Origin of the sequence: Terasakiispira papahanaumokuakeensis, assembly GCF_001709345.1 — a bacterium.
Classification (GTDB): domain Bacteria; phylum Pseudomonadota; class Gammaproteobacteria; order Pseudomonadales; family Halomonadaceae; genus Terasakiispira; species Terasakiispira papahanaumokuakeensis.
The window spans coordinates 3,854,444-3,872,359 of sequence record NZ_MDTQ01000001.1 but is presented as its reverse complement, the minus strand read 5'-3'; the positions used below and the strand labels follow the sequence as shown (position 1 = coordinate 3,872,359).

Annotated in this window: 16 protein-coding genes; 8 read left to right on the top strand and 8 right to left on the bottom strand. The window is 52.5% G+C overall.

Annotation, left to right across the window (positions count from 1 at the left end):
* Positions 1–42 precede the first annotated feature (42 nt).
* From BFW38_RS16895 to pomA, 4 genes are all read right to left on the bottom strand, one after another.
* The gene (locus BFW38_RS16895; protein WP_139116660.1) at positions 43–600 is read right to left on the bottom strand and encodes a hypothetical protein; all 558 of its coding nucleotides are present in this window, start codon (positions 598–600) and stop codon (positions 43–45) included.
* A 384-nt stretch (positions 601–984) separates the two neighbouring features.
* Positions 985–2,214, bottom strand: a complete 1,230-nt coding sequence (gene serA, locus BFW38_RS16885) for a phosphoglycerate dehydrogenase (RefSeq protein ID WP_068999981.1) — start codon at positions 2,212–2,214, stop codon at positions 985–987.
* A gap of 254 nt (positions 2,215–2,468) precedes the next feature.
* Entirely contained in the window at positions 2,469–3,356 is an 888-nt protein-coding gene (locus BFW38_RS16880) for a flagellar motor protein MotB (protein ID WP_068999980.1), read from the bottom strand.
* Positions 3,357–3,358: 2 nt separating this feature from the next.
* Entirely contained in the window at positions 3,359–4,150 is a 792-nt protein-coding gene (pomA, locus tag BFW38_RS16875) for a flagellar motor protein PomA (protein WP_068999979.1), read from the bottom strand.
* A gap of 487 nt (positions 4,151–4,637) precedes the next feature.
* On the opposite strand from pomA, the gene BFW38_RS16870 reads away from it, so the two are divergent.
* The 3 genes from BFW38_RS16870 to dxs all read left to right on the top strand — a co-directional run bounded on the left by BFW38_RS16870 (position 4,638) and on the right by dxs (position 7,853).
* A complete protein-coding gene (locus tag BFW38_RS16870; protein ID WP_084004736.1) occupies positions 4,638–4,952 on the top strand; it encodes an exodeoxyribonuclease VII small subunit in 315 nt (104 codons plus the stop codon).
* Positions 4,949–5,884, top strand: coding sequence for a polyprenyl synthetase family protein (locus BFW38_RS16865; RefSeq protein ID WP_068999978.1), 936 nt, complete (start codon positions 4,949–4,951; stop codon positions 5,882–5,884). The genes BFW38_RS16870 and BFW38_RS16865 overlap by 4 nt, the downstream gene beginning before the upstream one ends.
* A gap of 97 nt (positions 5,885–5,981) precedes the next feature.
* The gene (gene dxs, locus BFW38_RS16860; protein ID WP_218186443.1) at positions 5,982–7,853 is read left to right on the top strand and encodes a 1-deoxy-D-xylulose-5-phosphate synthase; all 1,872 of its coding nucleotides are present in this window, start codon (positions 5,982–5,984) and stop codon (positions 7,851–7,853) included.
* 95 nt (positions 7,854–7,948) lie between these two features.
* On the opposite strand, the gene BFW38_RS16855 is transcribed toward dxs, so the two are convergent.
* Complete coding sequence (locus BFW38_RS16855) at positions 7,949–8,821, bottom strand: SDR family oxidoreductase (RefSeq protein WP_068999975.1); 873 nt, start codon at positions 8,819–8,821, stop codon at positions 7,949–7,951.
* A 371-nt stretch (positions 8,822–9,192) separates the two neighbouring features.
* Between BFW38_RS16855 and BFW38_RS16850 the strand changes: the two genes are divergently transcribed.
* The 3 genes from BFW38_RS16850 (at position 9,193) to BFW38_RS16840 (ending at position 13,789) form a co-directional block, all read left to right on the top strand.
* Positions 9,193–10,152, top strand: a complete 960-nt coding sequence (locus BFW38_RS16850; protein WP_068999973.1) for a LysR substrate-binding domain-containing protein — start codon at positions 9,193–9,195, stop codon at positions 10,150–10,152.
* Positions 10,142–12,235 carry an ATP-dependent DNA helicase RecG gene (gene recG / locus BFW38_RS16845; RefSeq protein ID WP_068999972.1) on the top strand — a complete coding sequence of 698 codons (2,094 nt, stop codon included), beginning with the start codon at positions 10,142–10,144 and terminating at the stop codon, positions 12,233–12,235. Before BFW38_RS16850 ends, recG begins: the two co-directional genes overlap by 11 nt.
* Before the next feature lie 159 nt (positions 12,236–12,394).
* Positions 12,395–13,789, top strand: coding sequence for an aminoacyl-tRNA deacylase and HDOD domain-containing protein (locus BFW38_RS16840; protein WP_139116659.1), 1,395 nt, complete (start codon positions 12,395–12,397; stop codon positions 13,787–13,789).
* A 74-nt stretch (positions 13,790–13,863) separates the two neighbouring features.
* Here the strand turns inward: BFW38_RS16840 and BFW38_RS16835 are convergent, their stop codons facing one another.
* The 3 genes from BFW38_RS16835 to BFW38_RS16825 all read right to left on the bottom strand — a co-directional run bounded on the left by BFW38_RS16835 (position 13,864) and on the right by BFW38_RS16825 (position 16,005).
* On the bottom strand, positions 13,864–14,220 hold the full coding sequence (locus tag BFW38_RS16835) for a hypothetical protein (protein WP_068999969.1): 357 nt from the start codon (positions 14,218–14,220) through the stop codon (positions 13,864–13,866).
* A gap of 149 nt (positions 14,221–14,369) precedes the next feature.
* The gene (locus BFW38_RS16830; protein WP_281180441.1) at positions 14,370–14,702 is read right to left on the bottom strand and encodes an HU family DNA-binding protein; all 333 of its coding nucleotides are present in this window, start codon (positions 14,700–14,702) and stop codon (positions 14,370–14,372) included.
* 109 nt (positions 14,703–14,811) lie between these two features.
* Positions 14,812–16,005, bottom strand: a complete 1,194-nt coding sequence (locus BFW38_RS16825; protein ID WP_068999965.1) for an FAD-dependent oxidoreductase — start codon at positions 16,003–16,005, stop codon at positions 14,812–14,814.
* A 242-nt stretch (positions 16,006–16,247) separates the two neighbouring features.
* Here BFW38_RS16825 and BFW38_RS16820 point away from each other — a divergent pair, with 242 nt between their 5' ends.
* Both BFW38_RS16820 and ubiA read left to right on the top strand, forming a co-directional pair.
* Positions 16,248–16,910 carry a chorismate--pyruvate lyase family protein gene (locus tag BFW38_RS16820; protein ID WP_068999963.1) on the top strand — a complete coding sequence of 221 codons (663 nt, stop codon included), beginning with the start codon at positions 16,248–16,250 and terminating at the stop codon, positions 16,908–16,910.
* A gap of 130 nt (positions 16,911–17,040) precedes the next feature.
* Positions 17,041–17,916, top strand: a complete 876-nt coding sequence (gene ubiA, locus BFW38_RS16815; protein ID WP_068999961.1) for a 4-hydroxybenzoate octaprenyltransferase — start codon at positions 17,041–17,043, stop codon at positions 17,914–17,916.

Genomic DNA, 17,916 nt, shown 5'->3' with positions numbered 1-17,916 from the left:
GATCGACAGAGTGAGCGCACTACTCATTAATTCACTTAATAATCAATAAGCATTTAACGTCGAAGGAGTGTTGGGCGAGGTATCCGCGGCAAGCTCAGAGCCCGTCACACTGGCTTGAGCTGCCGGTGTTTTAGCGAGAATACTGGCTTGAGGGCGCCAAGCATAATCCACGGTCAGGGTCCAAGTATGTTCTTGATACTGGAGGGTCCCTTGCCATTGGCATTGATTTGATGATGTCTGGCTGACGGTCCAGCGCATGGTGCCAAAAGGTTCGTTGGGGCTTTGGTTCTGGTGGCTCAAGGGAAGGACAAATGGAAAGCGCTCACTGCCTAGCACGCCCTGCTTAACGAGTGCCGATAAAGACTTCAGTCGACAACCAGCAGGTAATTGATCAGCCTGATTTCCTTGCATATATAAAGTGGCTTGTTGAGCGACCGGGTCAGGTAAATCAGACAACTGACGACTGATGCCATTCCTCAACAGAGCATCCCGAGAGTGATCGCTGAGATCAAAGCTCTTTGCGCCTGGGCCCGCACACCCCACCACACTGAAGAAGATCAGCCCCATCATGGCCATGATTAAAGTTCGCGTGAGGCTCATTCAATTCCTCTTAAACATTGGCCTATGGGCCACGTTATTATCCAATTCACCATTACCCAATACAAATCACCTCACACTGACCGTTGCCACGGCATTCAATTGTCATGCGGGGAATGGCCATGCAGACGATCAAACTCGCGCTATTTTACGGATTATGCCGGGGATGATGCGCAATAGCGCCTGTTCCCCATTGCCGACACTTTCATCGCTGGCATGGGCTTTTGATTCAATCATGCTGGAGATCGTATGTAATAGACAATGACAACGTCATGTCAAGGTCACATCAAAAAACTAAAATCTGATAAAAAAAGCCGACCTTAGGAGGTCGGCTTAATGGCATTAGCAACAACATCGTCATTGCAAATCAATAGTCAGTGCATATGATCAGAACAAAACACGCGATCGAATCGTAGCCTGAACTTCTTTCAACGCTTCAAGCGCTTGATGACTGTAGGCCTTATCCACATCAACTACGACATAACCCACGGCTTTATTGGTTTGCAGATACTGGCCAGAGACATTAATGCCGTTTTCACTCAACACCCGGTTAATTTCTGACATCACGCCTGGCACATTTTGATGAATATGCAGCAAGCGATGTTTATCCGGATGTGATGGCAATGCCACCTCAGGGAAGTTCACAGCAAAGGTTGTCGTGCCATTATCGCTATAACGAATCAGCTTCTCGGACACTTCCTTACCGATATTTTCCTGAGCTTCCATCGTAGAGCCACCAATGTGTGGCGTCAGGATGACATTGTCCAAGCCTCGCAGCGGCGTGACAAATTCGTCGTCATTACCCCGCGGTTCTTTCGGGAAAACATCAATCGCCGCACCACCGAGATGACCGGATTTAAGCGCTTCAGCCAAATCCTCGATCACAACAACAGTGCCTCGAGAAGCATTGATCAGGTGAGCGCCGGGCTTCATTTTGCTCAGCTCATCTTTGGTGATCATCCACTTGGTCGTCGGCAACTCAGGGACATGCAGTGAAACGACATCGGCCTGAGAAAGCAGCTCGTCCAGAGAGTCAACCTGATGCGCATTGCCCATCGCCAGTTTGGTCACGACATCATAATACATGACCTCCATGCCCAGAGACTCAGCCAGAACGGACAGCTGGGAACCAATGCTGCCATAGCCGATGATGCCCAGTTTTTTGCCCCGGACTTCATAACTATTTTTCGCTGATTTTGCCCAGCCACCCACATGACAGCGACTGTTCTTATGGGGAATCCCACGCATCAGCATAATGGTTTCAGCCAATACCAGTTCAGCGACTGAACGAGTATTGGAGTAAGGCGCATTAAATACCGGGATCCCTCGGGAGAGGGCTGCATCGAGATCAACTTGGTTAGTGCCGATACAAAAACACCCCACGGCCACGAGCTTATGCGCCGCAGCAAACACTTTCTCAGTGAGTTGGGTGCGAGAACGTAAGCCCACAAAGTGAGCGTCGCTAATCGCTTCCAGCAAATCAGCTTCAGACAGTGATTTGGGGTGATATTCAATATTGGTGTAACCGTGAGCCTTAAAGCCATCTACAGCAGACTGGTGTACACCTTCCAGCAATAGAATCTTGATCTTACTTTTATCGAGAGAGGTTTTGGCCATCGAAAAGACATCCTCTAGCGAGGCGGAACGGATTAGTCGAGTGTGTCGTATCTGCAACGCCTGCAGAAGACCGGCGGTCTCAAACACATGAAGGCCGCCTGTGCGGCATCGACTGCAATCGGGGCCCCGCTTTGGGAAACGAGGCTGATCGTATCAATGGCAGGTCGTAACAGGGGACGTATGTTAGCACGCTTTGCACCTGATCGGGGCAAATCATATACGCTAAGCTCATACCTATCATGTATCAAGCCAGATTACTGAGGCGTCGCGGTGGGGCCTGGCTGCTCAATCTGAAGGCTGTCATATTGTGGCGCTAACTGCTCCAGCGGCTGCATAGCGGCATCACTAGACACGGATTCATCTTGATTGATCACAATCTCAATACGCCGATTCATCGCGCGCTGATCAGGTGTATCGTTATCCACCCGCGGGTGAGTATCGGCAAATCCCACCACTTTCAAACGCTGGGGCTCAATTAAACCATCACGCGCCAGCTCACCGACCACACTAGCCGCTCGAGCGGCAGAAAGATCCCAGTTAGAACGATAACGTTGAGTCCGAATAGGAATGTTGTCCGTGTGACCTTCAACGGTAATCGTCCCTGGGACATCAGCCAAGACTTCACGCATCTCATCCAGCATATCAACCAATCGGTACGTCAAATCAGCGGACCCCGAAGGAAAAGAGCCCTCTTCTTCAATGCGTAAAATAATGCGTTTGGGGGCCGTTTCCATTTGAATTTGCCCCGCTTGTATCTCACTGGCAAAGGCTTGCCGAATGTCTTGGGCATCCGATTCCGTTTGGGCATTATCCGTTTGCGCCGCTAACTCAGGACGCACTTCACTGGTTTGCTGACGCATAGCCTCTTCGACTGTCGGATCAGGACGCCCTGGACTGAACTGATCAAAGACAGGGCTTGTCCCCATCGGAATATCATTCGCCTGCATCTCGCGCTGCACACCAAACGCTTTGGAGAGTTCCCCTGCTAATCTTTTGAATTTCTGGGCATCAATCTCAGAGAATGAAAGCAGCAGCACAAAGAAGCACATCAAGAGCGACATCAAATCAGCAAAGGTCATGATCCAAGCGGGCTGCCCCGCACTCGGTTCCTCTTTGGGCAGATCGTCGTCGTCATTATCCATGATCAGCCCTCTTCTCCTGCACCACTCGCGGCCCCATCATCCAGTGCTTGGTCACGTTTAGCGACGGGTAGGTAACTACGCAACATTTCTTCTGTCATACGAGGATTCTGTCCCGATTGGATGGCCAGCAAGGCATCAATCGTCAGCGCTTGTAAACGAGATTCTTCAGTCATCCGCAGTGCCAATTTATCGGCAATGGGCATAAACACCATATTCGCCAGCATGGCACCATATAACGTTGTCAGCAGCGCTACCGCCATGGCAGGCCCAATCGACTTAGGATCTTCCATATTGGCCAGCATCTGAACCAAACCGATCAAAGTCCCAATCATCCCCATGGCCGGCGCTACATCCGCCATCGCAGTGAACACTTTGGCCCCCCACTGGTTTTCTTCCAAAGTCAGCGAGCGATCCTTTTGCAACAAGCTTCGAACGACATCACGCTCTTGGCCATCGACCAACAACTGGATGCCTTTTTTCATAAAGTCAGTACTGAATTCTCGATCCTCCAACCCAAGCAACCCGCCTTTTCGAGCAATCTGGGCGACATCAACAAGTTCAGAGATGGTGGATTCAACCGAAGGCAACTTAAAACGAAAGGCTCGCGAGGCCACTTTCACAGCCCCTAAAAACTGCCCCATGCTGAACTTAGCCATGACCACAAAAAGCGTCCCACCGATCACGATCAATAGTGAAGGAGGATTCACAAACATCCCCGCTGATCCACCGATAAGAATCGCGGCGAAAATTATCCCCATCGCGCCCAATAGGCCGACTAGCGTCGCTATATCCATAATACCTCTATCGATTGAGCAGGATTCAAGCCCTACAACACAATGCTATTTTGTGCTCTGCATCATAGTGCATTAAGGGGTGATTTAGCATATTCCACCTATAAAACCATAGACCAACTTGGTGAATAACCACATGACAAGATAGGATCTTATTTGATGCAGATGCGTCCACACTGCTTTCAAGCTATCATGCAGCCTATAACCGGGACGGCACATCAAAACGCAACATCAAAGTGCAGCCAACGCCTTGTTTTCAAGATAACCGTTTTCAAGATAACCGTTTTCAAGATAACCGTTTTCGAGACAGGATCAGCGCAGGGGTTTATGGCCACAGTTTGTGATTCGCTTGAGATCCGCAACGTATGGTCAAAGACTGATCGTCAACAGCGGGCCTCAAGCGACCGACCGAAAAAACTGGTCTCACGCAACAGACGGTCAATACTGTGCTGCCAGCAACACCGCCAAATGCCTAATGTAAGAGGGTGCTATGCAAGATCCCAACCCCGAGTCCCACGCCGTCACTTCACAGGGCTTTGGGACTCAGCATACTGAACGTCATCAGACCTCGACGCCGTTTGAGCAACAGTTGGCACAACTGGAAACGCTGGTCACTCAATTAGAGTCCGGCCAGCTCACCTTGGAAGATTCGTTATCAGCCTTTGAACAAGGCGTACAACTCACGCGTCAATGCCAACAGCAACTCGAACAAGCCCAACTTCGTGTCCGTCACCTACAAGACTCAACAACTTCGTCACACGACACAGAGACGACAAGCACCGATTCAGATGGAGCAACCTCATGAGTGAGGTCTCCACGTTGACCACCATGCAGTCTTTATGTCGTGATCGCATTGATGCGCGTCTAAGCCAATGGCTATCCAGTACTGATAAGCTAAGCCCTCGGTTATGGGAGGCGATGCGCTATAGCGTACTACTTGGAGGGAAGCGGCTACGTCCCTTATTGGTCTATTTGACCGGGACCGGACTAGGGGCCTCTCTAGATGACTGCGATCGCCCCGCAATGGCCGTCGAATTGATTCACGCTTACTCATTGATTCATGACGATTTGCCCGCCATGGATGATGATGCCTTACGCCGTGGTCAACCGACCTGCCACATGGCATTTGATGAAGCCACCGCTATTTTGGCTGGAGATGGGCTACAAAGCCTCGCGTTTGAACTGCTGGCCCACCCGGATCAACATAATGGGCTGGCCATGGTGAGAGTGCTTGCACAAAGCAGCGGGCCTGAAGGTATGGTCGGCGGTCAGATGCTGGATTTGGCTGCCGAAGGGCAGTTTTTTGAGGGGACAGCGCGATCACTAGAAGAACGATCAGCGAACGATCCCGCCTGGACACAACAAGCACTAGAGCAAATCCACCGGCATAAAACGGGCGCACTCATTCAAGCCAGCGTTCATCTCGGCGCCTTAGCCGCACAAGCGCCTGACAATATTCAGCAAGCCCTGATTCACTATGCCAGCGCAATAGGTCTGGCGTTCCAGGTGCAGGACGACATCCTGGACATCATCAGTACACCGGAAGTACTGGGCAAGCAAACGGGGGCCGACATCGCTCATGACAAGCTGACCTATCCCGCTTTATTAGGGCTTGACGGAGCCCGGTCGCTAGCGGCCACACTGGTTGATGAGGCTGAAGCCGCCCTCAGTGGGCTACCCTCATCACTGGACCCTCTCAGAACACTTGCTCATTACATTATCAGCCGAGATCATTAACTCTCGGCGTTTATTCTTACGATGAGGTCGATGGTGATCACCTGACTGACACGTCACCACAGACCAAATGATTATGGTGCCCGGCTAGATGTCCGACATGTTCGACACAATTCCGATTGAACAACCTTCAACGCCCCTACTCGATCGCGTTGAAACGCCCCAAGACCTGCGTGAATTGGGTGAGCGCCAACTCCCAAAGTTGGCGCATGAGTTGCGCGCGGCCCTACTATGGAATGTTGGGCAAACGGGTGGGCATTTTGGCGCAGGATTAGGCGTCATCGAGCTGACCGTCGCCTTACATTACTGTTTTCAGACGCCGTATGATCGTCTGGTCTGGGATGTAGGCCATCAGGCGTATCCCCACAAAATGCTCACCGGCCGACGCCAGCGTATGGGCACCATTCGCCAAAAAGACGGATTAGCCGCCTTTCCCAAGCGAGCCGAATCCCATTACGACACTTTTGGCGTGGGTCATTCCAGCACGTCAATCAGTGCCGCACTAGGGATGGCGATCGCTGCGCGCGCTAAAGGGGAGTCACGCCGGACAGTTGCCGTCATTGGAGATGGCGCCCTTACGGCAGGAATGGCCTTTGAGGCCCTCAGCCATGCCGGTCACGAAAAGCCCAATATGCTGGTGGTGCTGAACGACAACGAAATGTCGATCTCCGAGAATGTTGGCGGATTAGCCACTTATTTAGCCCATGTCCTCTCCAGTAAGACCTACAGTCGAGTGCGGGAAGGCAGCCGCAAAGTGCTCTCTCGCCTGCCGCTGGCTTGGGAACTGGCCCGCAAAACGGAAGAGCATGTCAAAGGGTTGATGACACCCGGTACATTATTTGAAGAGCTGGGCTTTAACTATATTGGCCCGGTTGATGGCCACGACCTACCCGCCTTGGTGGCCACTTTGCGCAACCTGCGTGAATTGGAAGGCCCACAATTCCTACATGTCATCACCCGTAAAGGGCGGGGCTTTGCTCCCGCTGAAGCAGACCCTATTGGCTACCATGCGATTACCAAGCTAGAAAAACCAGCACCGGCGGCACCTAAACCCAAAGGCCCTAAATATGCCAACGTCTTTGGTCAATGGCTGTGTGACATGGCAGCTCAAGATGACCGATTGATGGGGATTACGCCTGCGATGCGTGAAGGGTCGGATCTCATCCAGTTTTCCAAGCAATATCCCGAACGTTATTTTGATGTCGCCATTGCTGAACAACATGCGGTCACCCTGGCCGCCGGCATGGCCTGTGAAGGCCAAAAACCGGTCGTTGCCATCTACTCGACCTTCCTACAACGTGCTTACGATCAATTGATTCATGACGTTGCCGTCCAGCACCTGGACGTGCTTTTTGCGATTGATCGCGCGGGGTTGGTCGGAGAAGACGGCCCGACACATCACGGCGCGCTGGATCTATCCTATCTGCGCTGCGTTCCTGATATGTTGGTCATGGCACCCGCCGATGAAAATGAATGTCGGCAAATGTTGACCACGGGCTATCACCACGAAGGCCCCGCAGCGGTTCGTTACCCTCGAGGAACAGGGCCCGGATGTGCCGTAGAGACAACCCTGAGCAGTCTGCCGATTGGGCAAGCAGAACAACGTCGCCAAGGCGAAAAAGTCGCCATATTGGCTTTTGGCAGTATGGTGACGCCTGCTGCTGCCGTGGCCGACACCCTCAATGCCAGCTTGTGGAACATGCGCTTTGTGAAGCCATTGGACACTCAGGCCATCACCGAGGCGGCACAACAGCATGAACTCATCGTCACGATTGAGGAGAATGTGATCGCAGGCGGTGCGGGCAGTGCCGTCAATGAGTGGTTGGCTCAAGCTGGGCTGCAGTGCCCGGTTCTCAACCTGGGTATTCCTGACCACTTTATTGACCAAGGCTCTCCCGCAGAACTGTTACATGAATGCGGCTTAGATGCCGAAGGCATTCAACGCGCAATTGAGCAGCGCTTGGCCAGCTAAAAACGCCATGCCATGTACGGAAGAGACGTGAAAGAAGTGGGCCATGAACGTAGACAGCAATTGACGCCATGGCCCAAGGAGAAGAGAGGCGAGCGCTATGCTTTTGAGGGCTTAGCCTCCCCCTTTGCATCCAACGTAAGTCCCAGTAAAGCCGCATAGCCCTCTTTGAAAGTCGGATACAAGAAACGATACCCCGTATGCTGTAAACGCTCACTGGAGCAGCGCTTGCTGCCTCGTCGCCGGAGCGGTGTATCCACGGCTTGAGAGGGGGTGACTTTCAACTGACGCGCCAGCCAACGCATCACCTCATGTAAAGGCGCACTATCTTGATCACTGACCAAGTAGCATGCATCCAGTGATTGGCCTTCAATATTCAGGGCCAGTAAGTGCGCCACCACACCGGCAGCATCATCTCGATGAATACGATTGGTATATTGCACTGGGTTTTCAGGCGCAATGCGACCGTTGCGCACTTGATTAATCAAACGTTCACGCCCCGGACCATAGAGGCCAGTCAGCCTGAGTGAGGTGACAGGGAAATCGGCATCGGCCCAAACGGACTCCCCCGCCAGCATCAACCGCCCTGCAAAACCCTCCGGCTGTGTTGGCGTCGTCTCGTCAACATCTTCACCTTCAACCTGGCCATAAACACTACTAGAGGACACAAAAAAACCATGCTGAGGGCGAATATCCTGTGCCGCCAATGCCGCTAACACTTGCTTAGGCCCATGGACATAAGCGTGTTCATAAGCCTCTTCACTGAAAGCATCTGCCGCAACACTGTAAATCAGGTAATCGACTGCCGGTAAAGTGGGCGCTTCCTCAGATAAATCCCACAACAGAGGATGCAACGCTTCGGGTAAACGATCGGGCTGCCGTCGCGCGCCCCAGACCTGGTGTCCCTGTGCCACTAACGCTAATCCGATGGCAGAGCCTAAATCACCACATCCTACAATCAGTACTTTCATTCACCTGCTCCCATGGGTCTGCGCCTAATTCATCGGTAATGGCTGACTGAAACTCATCATTACGGATTGATCATCGAGAGCGAGTCATCGATAAAATCGACAAAAAAGCTTCAATGACAGAATGAATGAGCCAGTCTGACATGACTCATAGTCTAGTCAATTTAAACATGCCTCTCCGCTAACCGTTGCAAAATGGATAGGCATAAAGATGATGGCTGGTCATTGCCGACGCTTGGCTTTGGCTGCAGGCTATGCTTTTCTATAGGCTCGCAGGTTTACTTTGGTGATCATTAATCATTTTTTTCAATGACATTAACTTTCAATGACATTAACGCGTGTCACGGGTCTCACCCCCCGTCAGGAGATGGCATATGACGCTGACTGAACTTCGCTATATCGTGACGTTGGCACGAGAACGCCACTTTGGGCGTGCGGCTGAACGCTGTTTTGTCAGTCAGCCCACGTTAAGTGTGGCCGTTAAAAAGCTGGAAGAAGAGCTTGGCGTCGCCCTGTTTGAACGGAGTAAAAGTGCCGTTCAGTTAACCCCGATAGGTCGACGTATTGTCGAGCAGGCTCAGCGTGTTTTGGAACAAGCCGCGACGATCAAAGAAATGGCGGGGGAAGGTAAGGATCAACTGGCCAGCCCGCTCCGACTCGGGGCCATCTATACCATCGGGCCTTACCTATTTCCGCATCTGATTCCACGGTTGCAACAGGCCGCCCCCAAAATGCCGTTGTACATCGAAGAAAATTTCACCGCACAGCTGCGAGTTAAACTCAGAGCGGGTGAGCTGGATGCCATTATTATTGCGTTACCCTTCACGGAAACCGATGTGCTGACGCGGCCGCTCTATGATGAGCCCTTCGAAGTTCTGTTACCACATGATCATCGCTGGGTATCACGCCAGGAAATTCCGATTGAAGAACTCACCGAAGAACGGCTGTTAATGCTCGGCGAAGGACACTGCTTCAGAGACCAAGTGCTAGAGGCTTGTCCCGCCTTGTCCAATAATCTCAACAGCCCAGAACAAACCATGATTGCTGAAGGCGGCTCATTAGAAACGATCCGTCATATGGTCGCCTCTGGTCTTGGCATTACGGTACTGCCACAATCGGCCGTCACCGAGCGCCAATATGCACCGGGCATCCTCGAAACACGTCCTTTCAAGGCACCCGCACCGCAAAGGACAGTTGCCATTGCTTGGCGGACCAGCTTCCCACGTCCTCAAGCTATTGAGGCATTGGCTCGCACTATCGCCGACTGTCCGGTCGCTGCCGAACTGGTGGCCAACGGACTCAGGACAGCCGCTGACACTGACCATGCCAAATGATGTTGATCAGCCTCTGGTCTCACGCCCCCTCACGACCCTGAAGGGGGTGGGGCCCGCATTAGCAGAAAAGCTGGCCCGCCTAGGCCTATCCACACTGCAGGATCTTTTATTTCACCTGCCGTTACGCTATGAAGACCGGACCCATCGTATCCCGATTGGACGTCTGAAACCGGGAAGTTGTGCCGTCATTGAAGGCACCGTGTCCACCGCTCAAGTGATTCAAAGTCGTCGTCGCAGCTTACTGGTCCGTCTTCAGGATGGCAGCGGAGCACTCGGCTTACGCTTTTTTCACTTCACCGCAGCGCTTAAGCAGCAGATGATGCCTGGGCGTTCATTGCGCTGTTATGGTGAAGCGCGTCCAGGGGCGACTGGCTTAGAGTTTTATCATCCCGAATTGATGAAAACCGATACAGCGCTGGATGATGCGAATGCACACCTCACCCCGGTGTATCCCTCAACAGAAGGACTCCAGCAACCACGCTTGCGACAATTGATTGAGCAGGCGTTGGAGATGATGCAGCAAACACCACCAGAAGAGTTACTGCCTGAGCCACTACGCCAGTCACTACAGCTGCCCTCACTGACCGATGCCATCATGCAGCTGCATGCCCCCAATGCGGATACCGATATTGAATCCTTTCAAGCGGGGCAACACCCGGCACAACAGCGACTGGCCTTTGAAGAGCTATTGGCACATCAACTTTCGATGCTCAAGCTGCGTTCCCGCATGCAACGTTTTCAAGCGCCCAAGTTAAATGGCGCAGGAGATTGGGATCAGGCCTTTCGCCAACAACTGCCTTTCCAACTCACGGCGGCGCAACAGCGCGTACTGGGTGAGATTGATGCCGACTTACAACAGGGTCACCCCATGCTCAGGCTCGTCCAAGGGGACGTCGGCTCAGGCAAAACGGTCGTAGCCGCCCTGGCCTGTCTGCGAGCGATCGCTCATGGCTATCAAGCCGCACTCATGGCACCGACAGAAATTCTCGCGGAACAGCACTATCACAGCCTGACCCAATGGCTGGCGCCTCTCGGGCTGAAGACCACTTGGCTCGCGGGCAAGCTCAAAGGCAAGCAACGCGATGCCGCCCTCACAGACATCGCCTCCGGCGAAGCCCATATGGTTGTCGGCACCCATGCCCTGTTTCAAAACCAAGTGCAATTTCACCGACTTGGGCTAGTCGTGATTGATGAACAGCATCGCTTCGGTGTCCATCAACGGCTGGCATTGGCAGAAAAGGCAGACCTTGCTGACCAGCAACCTCCGCACCAATTGATCATGACCGCCACACCGATCCCACGCACACTCGCCATGAGCGCTTATGCTGATCTGAACTGCTCTGTAATCGATGAATTACCGCCCGGCAGAACCCCCGTCAAAACCGTCGCACTGCCTGACAGCCGACGCTCAGAGGTGATTGAACGCATTCGCAGCGCCTGCGCATCAGGACGCCAAGCCTATTGGGTCTGTACCTTGGTCGAAGAGTCAGAAGCGCTGGAATGCCAAGCCGCCGAAGTCACCTGGGCACAGCTACAAGAAGCGCTCCCCGAGCTGCGCATCGGGCTCGTCCATGGCCGAATGAAGGCAGCCGACAAAACCGCCGTCATGACCGCTTTCAAAGCGGCTGAGCTGGACTTACTGGTGGCCACCACGGTGATTGAAGTCGGGGTCGATGTGCCTAATGCCAGCCTGATGATCATTGATAACGCCGAACGCTTTGGGTTGGCTCAACTGCATCAATTAAGAGGGCGAGTGGGCCGAGGCGCGACCGAAAGCTTCTGCGTCCTGCTCTATCATCCCCCGCTGTCAGAAACCGGCCACGCTCGCCTGGATGTGATGCGTAACAGTAATGATGGTTTTGTGATCGCGCAGACTGATTTGGAAATTCGTGGCCCAGGTGAGCTTCTGGGCACCCGGCAAACGGGAGAACTGAACTTCCGCATTGCCAACCTGCAACGTGACGGCGCGTTACTGGATCAGTTAGCCCCTATCGCCCGCCAACTGATTCGTGACTATCCCACTACCGCAGAAGCCCTACTCAATCGCTGGCAAGGAGATCGTGAGCGTTATGCGCGGGCTTAAAAGAAAAGATGTGGCCTAAAGCGTTAAATCAAGTAAAAAAACCCCATACAAAGCGGGTAAAAGACTTGGTTTCAGTCGACTTTTTAGCCATTCATCATTACTCTTGTCGCAGAATATCTGCGTTTCCATGCACTCAATACTGCATGATCAGGAGCCACCGTGAATGAGACCGCCATGGGATTGAAACACCCCACCGTCATCGACCTGCAAGCGCCGGAAACCCAAGCGCGCCGGGTTGCCCGGCACACAGCAGCCCCTCACCAACTGCTAAGAAGCACTTTGCTTCAGTCGACTGATGGCCGGTTAATGCAGGCGGTTTTTCCGGCACCCTGTTTGCTGGATTTGCAAGCCTTACAGCGTGCCGATACCGAATGGCGAGCCATGCCCCCCACATTACGGGGTCATCTCCTAAAGCCGCAACAGCTTGAATCCATGCCGGCACTACCTGGCACGGTGCCGGATGTGACGTTAAGGGTGGATGAACAATGCCTCACACTGGACACCGTCTTTGTTGAATCGGGACATGCGGAGTATCTACTTAAATTTACGCGGGATGAATACCAAGCCCTGTTGCATGAACACAGTGTTGAGATTGATCATTTTGCCATTCCACTGACTCAAACTCGCCCTAACCTGGATGCACCACAACAGGATGAGCAAGAAATCCGCCAGGCGGTCGATACGATTACCCGTCGGCGCGTGCGCGCTCGTCTGGCCGAAGAGATCGAAATTGCCCCTTTGCCGATTTCAACACAACAGTTGATGGCATTACGGGATCGGGAAGATGTCAGTACACACGAACTCGCCAATGTCATTGAGTCAGATCCCAGTTTAGCCTCTCAAGTCATCAGTTGGGCCAACTCACCTTACTATGGCGCACCGGGTACCGTTCGATCGATTCATGATGCAGTGATTCGGGTGCTGGGCTTTGATCTGACCATGAATTTGGCACTGGGTCTGGCGTTATCACGACAATTACAGCTACCGAAAGACGGTGTGCACGGCTATCAGCATTTCTGGCGAGATGCCGTCAAAAGGGCCTTAATGGTCGATGCTTTTGCACGGATTATGCCGCCGCTATCTCGCCCCATCAGTGGGCTTGCCTATATTGCGGGGCTATTACACAACTTTGGTTACTTAATTTTGGCTGAAGTCTTCCCGCCCTATTTTTCATTGTATTGCCGCTATCAGGAAGCCAATCCCCATGTACCGCCAATGTACTTGGAACGCTTTCTTTTTGGCATTACCCGTGAACAAATTGCCAGCCATTTATTCCAGACTTGGGGCCTTCCCGAGGCCATGTGTACCGCCGTACGACACCAACACAACCCGCGCTACCATGGCGACCACTTCAAGTATGCCAATTTGCTGTACCTCGCCCATCAGTACCAGCACCCTTACCGCGAACAGCAGCTTAAGCGCGTACCTGCCGCCATCTATGAACGGTTAGAGTTAGATCCTGAACTGGCGCTCACCGCTTGGCAACGACTGGAAGAAGTCGAGACAGAGCAAGTCAGTGAGCTGGTTCGGCTATTAGAGCATGGGCACGGTTAGCACAGCTCACCAAACGGGCCGTAAGCCGGTGATGAAGCACTCAAACTTTAAGAGCACTCAAACTTTAAGAGCACTCAAACTTTGAGATGCGCCATCAGTTTTTGCAAACGAAACAGTTCTCGATGATCTCCTTCGATCACGACCTGCTTCTCTTGAATCGCGCGCATAAATGCATTGCGGTCAGCACTGGTCAATGTCTTATACGCCATATGGGCATCGGGGAAACGCAGTATAAGATCAGGTTGAGCTTGTAACCCCTTCTCGCTAGTGGCCGCTTGTGTATTCATCTGATAGGTACGTGCAATGTTTTCACGCTCGGCCATTACCGCAAAATTCAAAGGGGTTGTCAGTTGCTCACGAAACGCCTGATCACGCCGAAACGTTCGCCGTAATAACCATCCCAATCCCCATAACAATAAGCGCAGTTTCATTTTTTGAGCCCCTCACTTTTTACTGAGACGAATCACACCATAACGTCATTCGGTCCCCCCATGGAGGCAACATCCGTTAGCCTCAATTAAAACGAAACAGGGCCGAGCTGACCCGCTCGACCCTGTCCAGGCACACATCACAACTCAGATCAGCCGTTAACGGCATCCTTGAGTGCTTTGCCCGGCTTGAAGCCAACGGACTTGCTTGCCGGAATCTGCATGGTTTCGCCTGTCTGGGGGTTCTTACCGGTGCGAGCACTACGCTCACGAATGTTAAAGGTGCCAAAACCAACCAGACTGACATCCTGGCCATCGGCCACAGCTTCAGTGATCTGCTGCAGAATCACATTCAGGACTTCACCTGCTTTGTCTTTAGACAGATCTGCATGTTCTGCGATCGCCGCAGCCAATTCCGGTTTACGCATACGTTTTTCCTCGTTTTGTTGGGGGGTATTCATCCATCCCGCAGCTACTTTAATCATGCAAAGACCCGTTGGCAAAGGCTTTGCACGATATTGCTTAGGATTAATCGCTGACAATACATCACAGTAGTACGGTCATCACCTCAAACAACCCGGCATCAATCTCTGATTAAGCTAACAACGGAGGCAATTGCCGAGTCAATTGGGCTTTTTTCCGAACAGCCTGTCCTGAAAGCGCAAAGCCTTGCAAGGTATCGCGTGTATCGGTGTAACACCCTATAACACCCTGCTCAAGTGTCTCAAAATGCCAGCGGCCGTCGACACCTGCTGGGGGAAGCGCAGCAACGATGGGGCAAATGGCCGTTTTCACCAGAATGGGTAATGCCTGTAAATGCAACGAGGGCGACTCATCCACATCGGAACTCATAGCGGTCAAGACTTGTGCCAATATCCTGGCCGAGGCCATAAGCGGCTGAACGTACATCAAGTTCAACCCTTCAATTTCAGCACAATCACCGAGCGCAAAGATATCAGGATCACTGGTGCGTAACTGGCGATCGACACAGATGCCTCGCTCACAGTGTAGTCCAGCCGCTTGCGCCAGGCGTATACGCGGCTTCAACCCTGTTGCGCCCAACAAATGCTGAACATTCAGCTCACCTCCGCCACGACAAAGTCCAAGCGTCACACCATTTGCCGTCGCTTGAGCATCTTCTGCACTATAGCCCAAATGAAAGCGGACCCCTTGCTCAGCCAACGCCTGCTCAAGCGGTGCCGCGACAGGCGCTGGAATTAAACGCGGCAGAAGATGCGCCTCAGGCGCCACCAGATCAACGGGGTAGCCACCTTGGCTCAAATCATGAGCAAATTCTACGCCGACAAGCCCAGCACCTAACACGGCGACACGATCTCCCGGCTTAAGCTTGTTTCGAAAGCACCGATAGTCATCCAGATCATTCACACTATGGAGCAACACCGACTCACTTCCAGCTAAGGGCAGCCGTATAGGCTCAGCGCCAGTGGCCAGGACCAACTGAGACCAGGGTTGTCGTTCATGACCGATCACCAACGTCCGCTGGACACGATCAATCGATTCGACTCGCGTCGAGGTGCGCACAATCAGATTCAACTCAGCGGCCATCTCACCAGCGGTTTTCTGTACGAGGACCTCAGGCGTTTGCTGCTTCGCCACCGCAGTAGAGAGCAGCGGCTTAGAGTAAAAATCGCCACTGTCCTGAGTCACCAACATAATGGGGCGCTCAGCATCTCGTTGTCGCACTTCACGCGCTACGTGATATCCCGCCAAACCACTCCCCACGATGACTAGCGGTGCTTGAGAAGCGGATGAATCCGTCTGCGACATCGGCAACGCCTCCTCTGTTCCAAACATCATGGCCAACCCCATCAGTATGTTAGACTTCACACTATTCTGGCCTGTTCAGTTCTGGCCTGTTCAGTATTCTAACCTGTTCAGTGAAGCCTCTGCCTAATCGGGACAACTAGGAAACCTGTTTCCAGAACACTGGCTTCTAAAAACGATCGCCAAAAAACGATTAAGAGAATGGCTGGACACCTCAACCCTTGAGTCTATGGATATCGGGATGCATGTCTGAGTTGCCTGACACCACTGCTTTAACATCTATCAATGCCCACAGATCGATCGACCTTCATGACTCGGTTGATCATCACGCCTTGAATGCGTCCTGGGGAGACTGTCGCTGGCAGCCTCACCCTCAACTGGTCGATGCCCCCGCAGGCGGTTGGCGCGACTGGCTTACAGCACGAGGATCACTAACAAGGAAGTTAAGCCAAGCTGCCCAGCAATCCATTACCGTGCAAGTACTTAGCCAAGGGGTTGGGCAAGTCAGTCGGGCAGAAGCCCGTTGGTTGCAACAGTCTCATGGTCGAGTCAGTGTTCGTCATGTCATGCTTTGTGTGAATGGCGAACCATGGGTATTTGCTCGATCATTACTGCCATTGAGTCAACCGCATCCGTTATATCGGGCCTGGCAGGGGCTGGGGCGTCAAGCACTAGGGCATGTCTTATTTAATTTACCTGGCGTGACACGCGGCGCACTTTATCACTGCCGACCCGCTCAGCTTCCCATCACAAGTCTATGGGGGCGAGCCTCTTGTTTCAGTTATCACGACGCACCACTTTTGGTCTGTGAACATTTTTTACCCGCGATGGCCTGGCATCTCGGCTTACCGCACCCATTGAACGCCAATACTGAGTGCCGGCCTTCCAATCGCCGACTCACGATATAGCCGTAGCGCTAAAAGATCATCATGGGTTTGAGATCCAATCGCCTGGCGATTGAGATCAAATGAGCGAATATGAGGCCGTTAACGGATATGAGGTCACTTTGGGAATGAGTGAATATTTGGAGATTACATCATGACATTGGGGTTTCTACCCTCACGCGCGCAATGGGGTGCCTACATCCGTCTAGCTCGCTGGGATCGCCTGATCGGCACTTGGTTACTCCTCTGGCCAACACTATGGGCCTTATGGTGGGCAGCCTCAGGAGTACCGGATATCGACACCTTAGTGATCTTTATTTTTGGCGTTTTCGCCATGCGAGCGGCAGGGTGCGTGATTAATGACTTTGCCGATCGCAATTTTGATGGCCATGTTCAAAGAACTAAGGCCCGTCCCCTGGCAACGGGTGAGCTGAATGAAGCTCAAGCCCTCATATTCTTTGCTTTTCTCGTCATCAGCGCTTTTTTACTGGTCCTCCTGACCAACCCGCTCACCATTAAGCTATCCATTGGCGGCTTGTTACTGGCCTCGATGTATCCCTTTATGAAGCGCTATACCCATCTTCCCCAGGTGGTCTTGGGTGGCGCTTTTTCCTGGGCAATTCCGATGGCCTTTGCAGCCCAAGCCAACCAGATTCCCTTACTGGTTTGGGTGATTTTCACTGCGAATCTGCTCTGGACGGTCGCATATGACACTATGTACGCGATGGAAGATCGCGAAGACGACTTAAAAATTGGCATCAAATCAACGGCCATTTTATTTGGTCGCTACGACAAACTGATCATTGGCCTATTACAGATCGCAACACTAGTACTTTTAGTCATCGCCGGAGTTTTAAGTCAACGCGGTTTATGCTTTTATCTCGGGCTAGCGCTTATGGCGGGTTTATTTGTTTATCAACAATGGCGCATCCGTGATCGAGCTCGAGGCCCTTGCTTAAAAGCCTTTCTGAATAATCATTATGCTGGCATGGCGGTATTTATCGGCCTGGCATTGGATTACGCTCTTTAA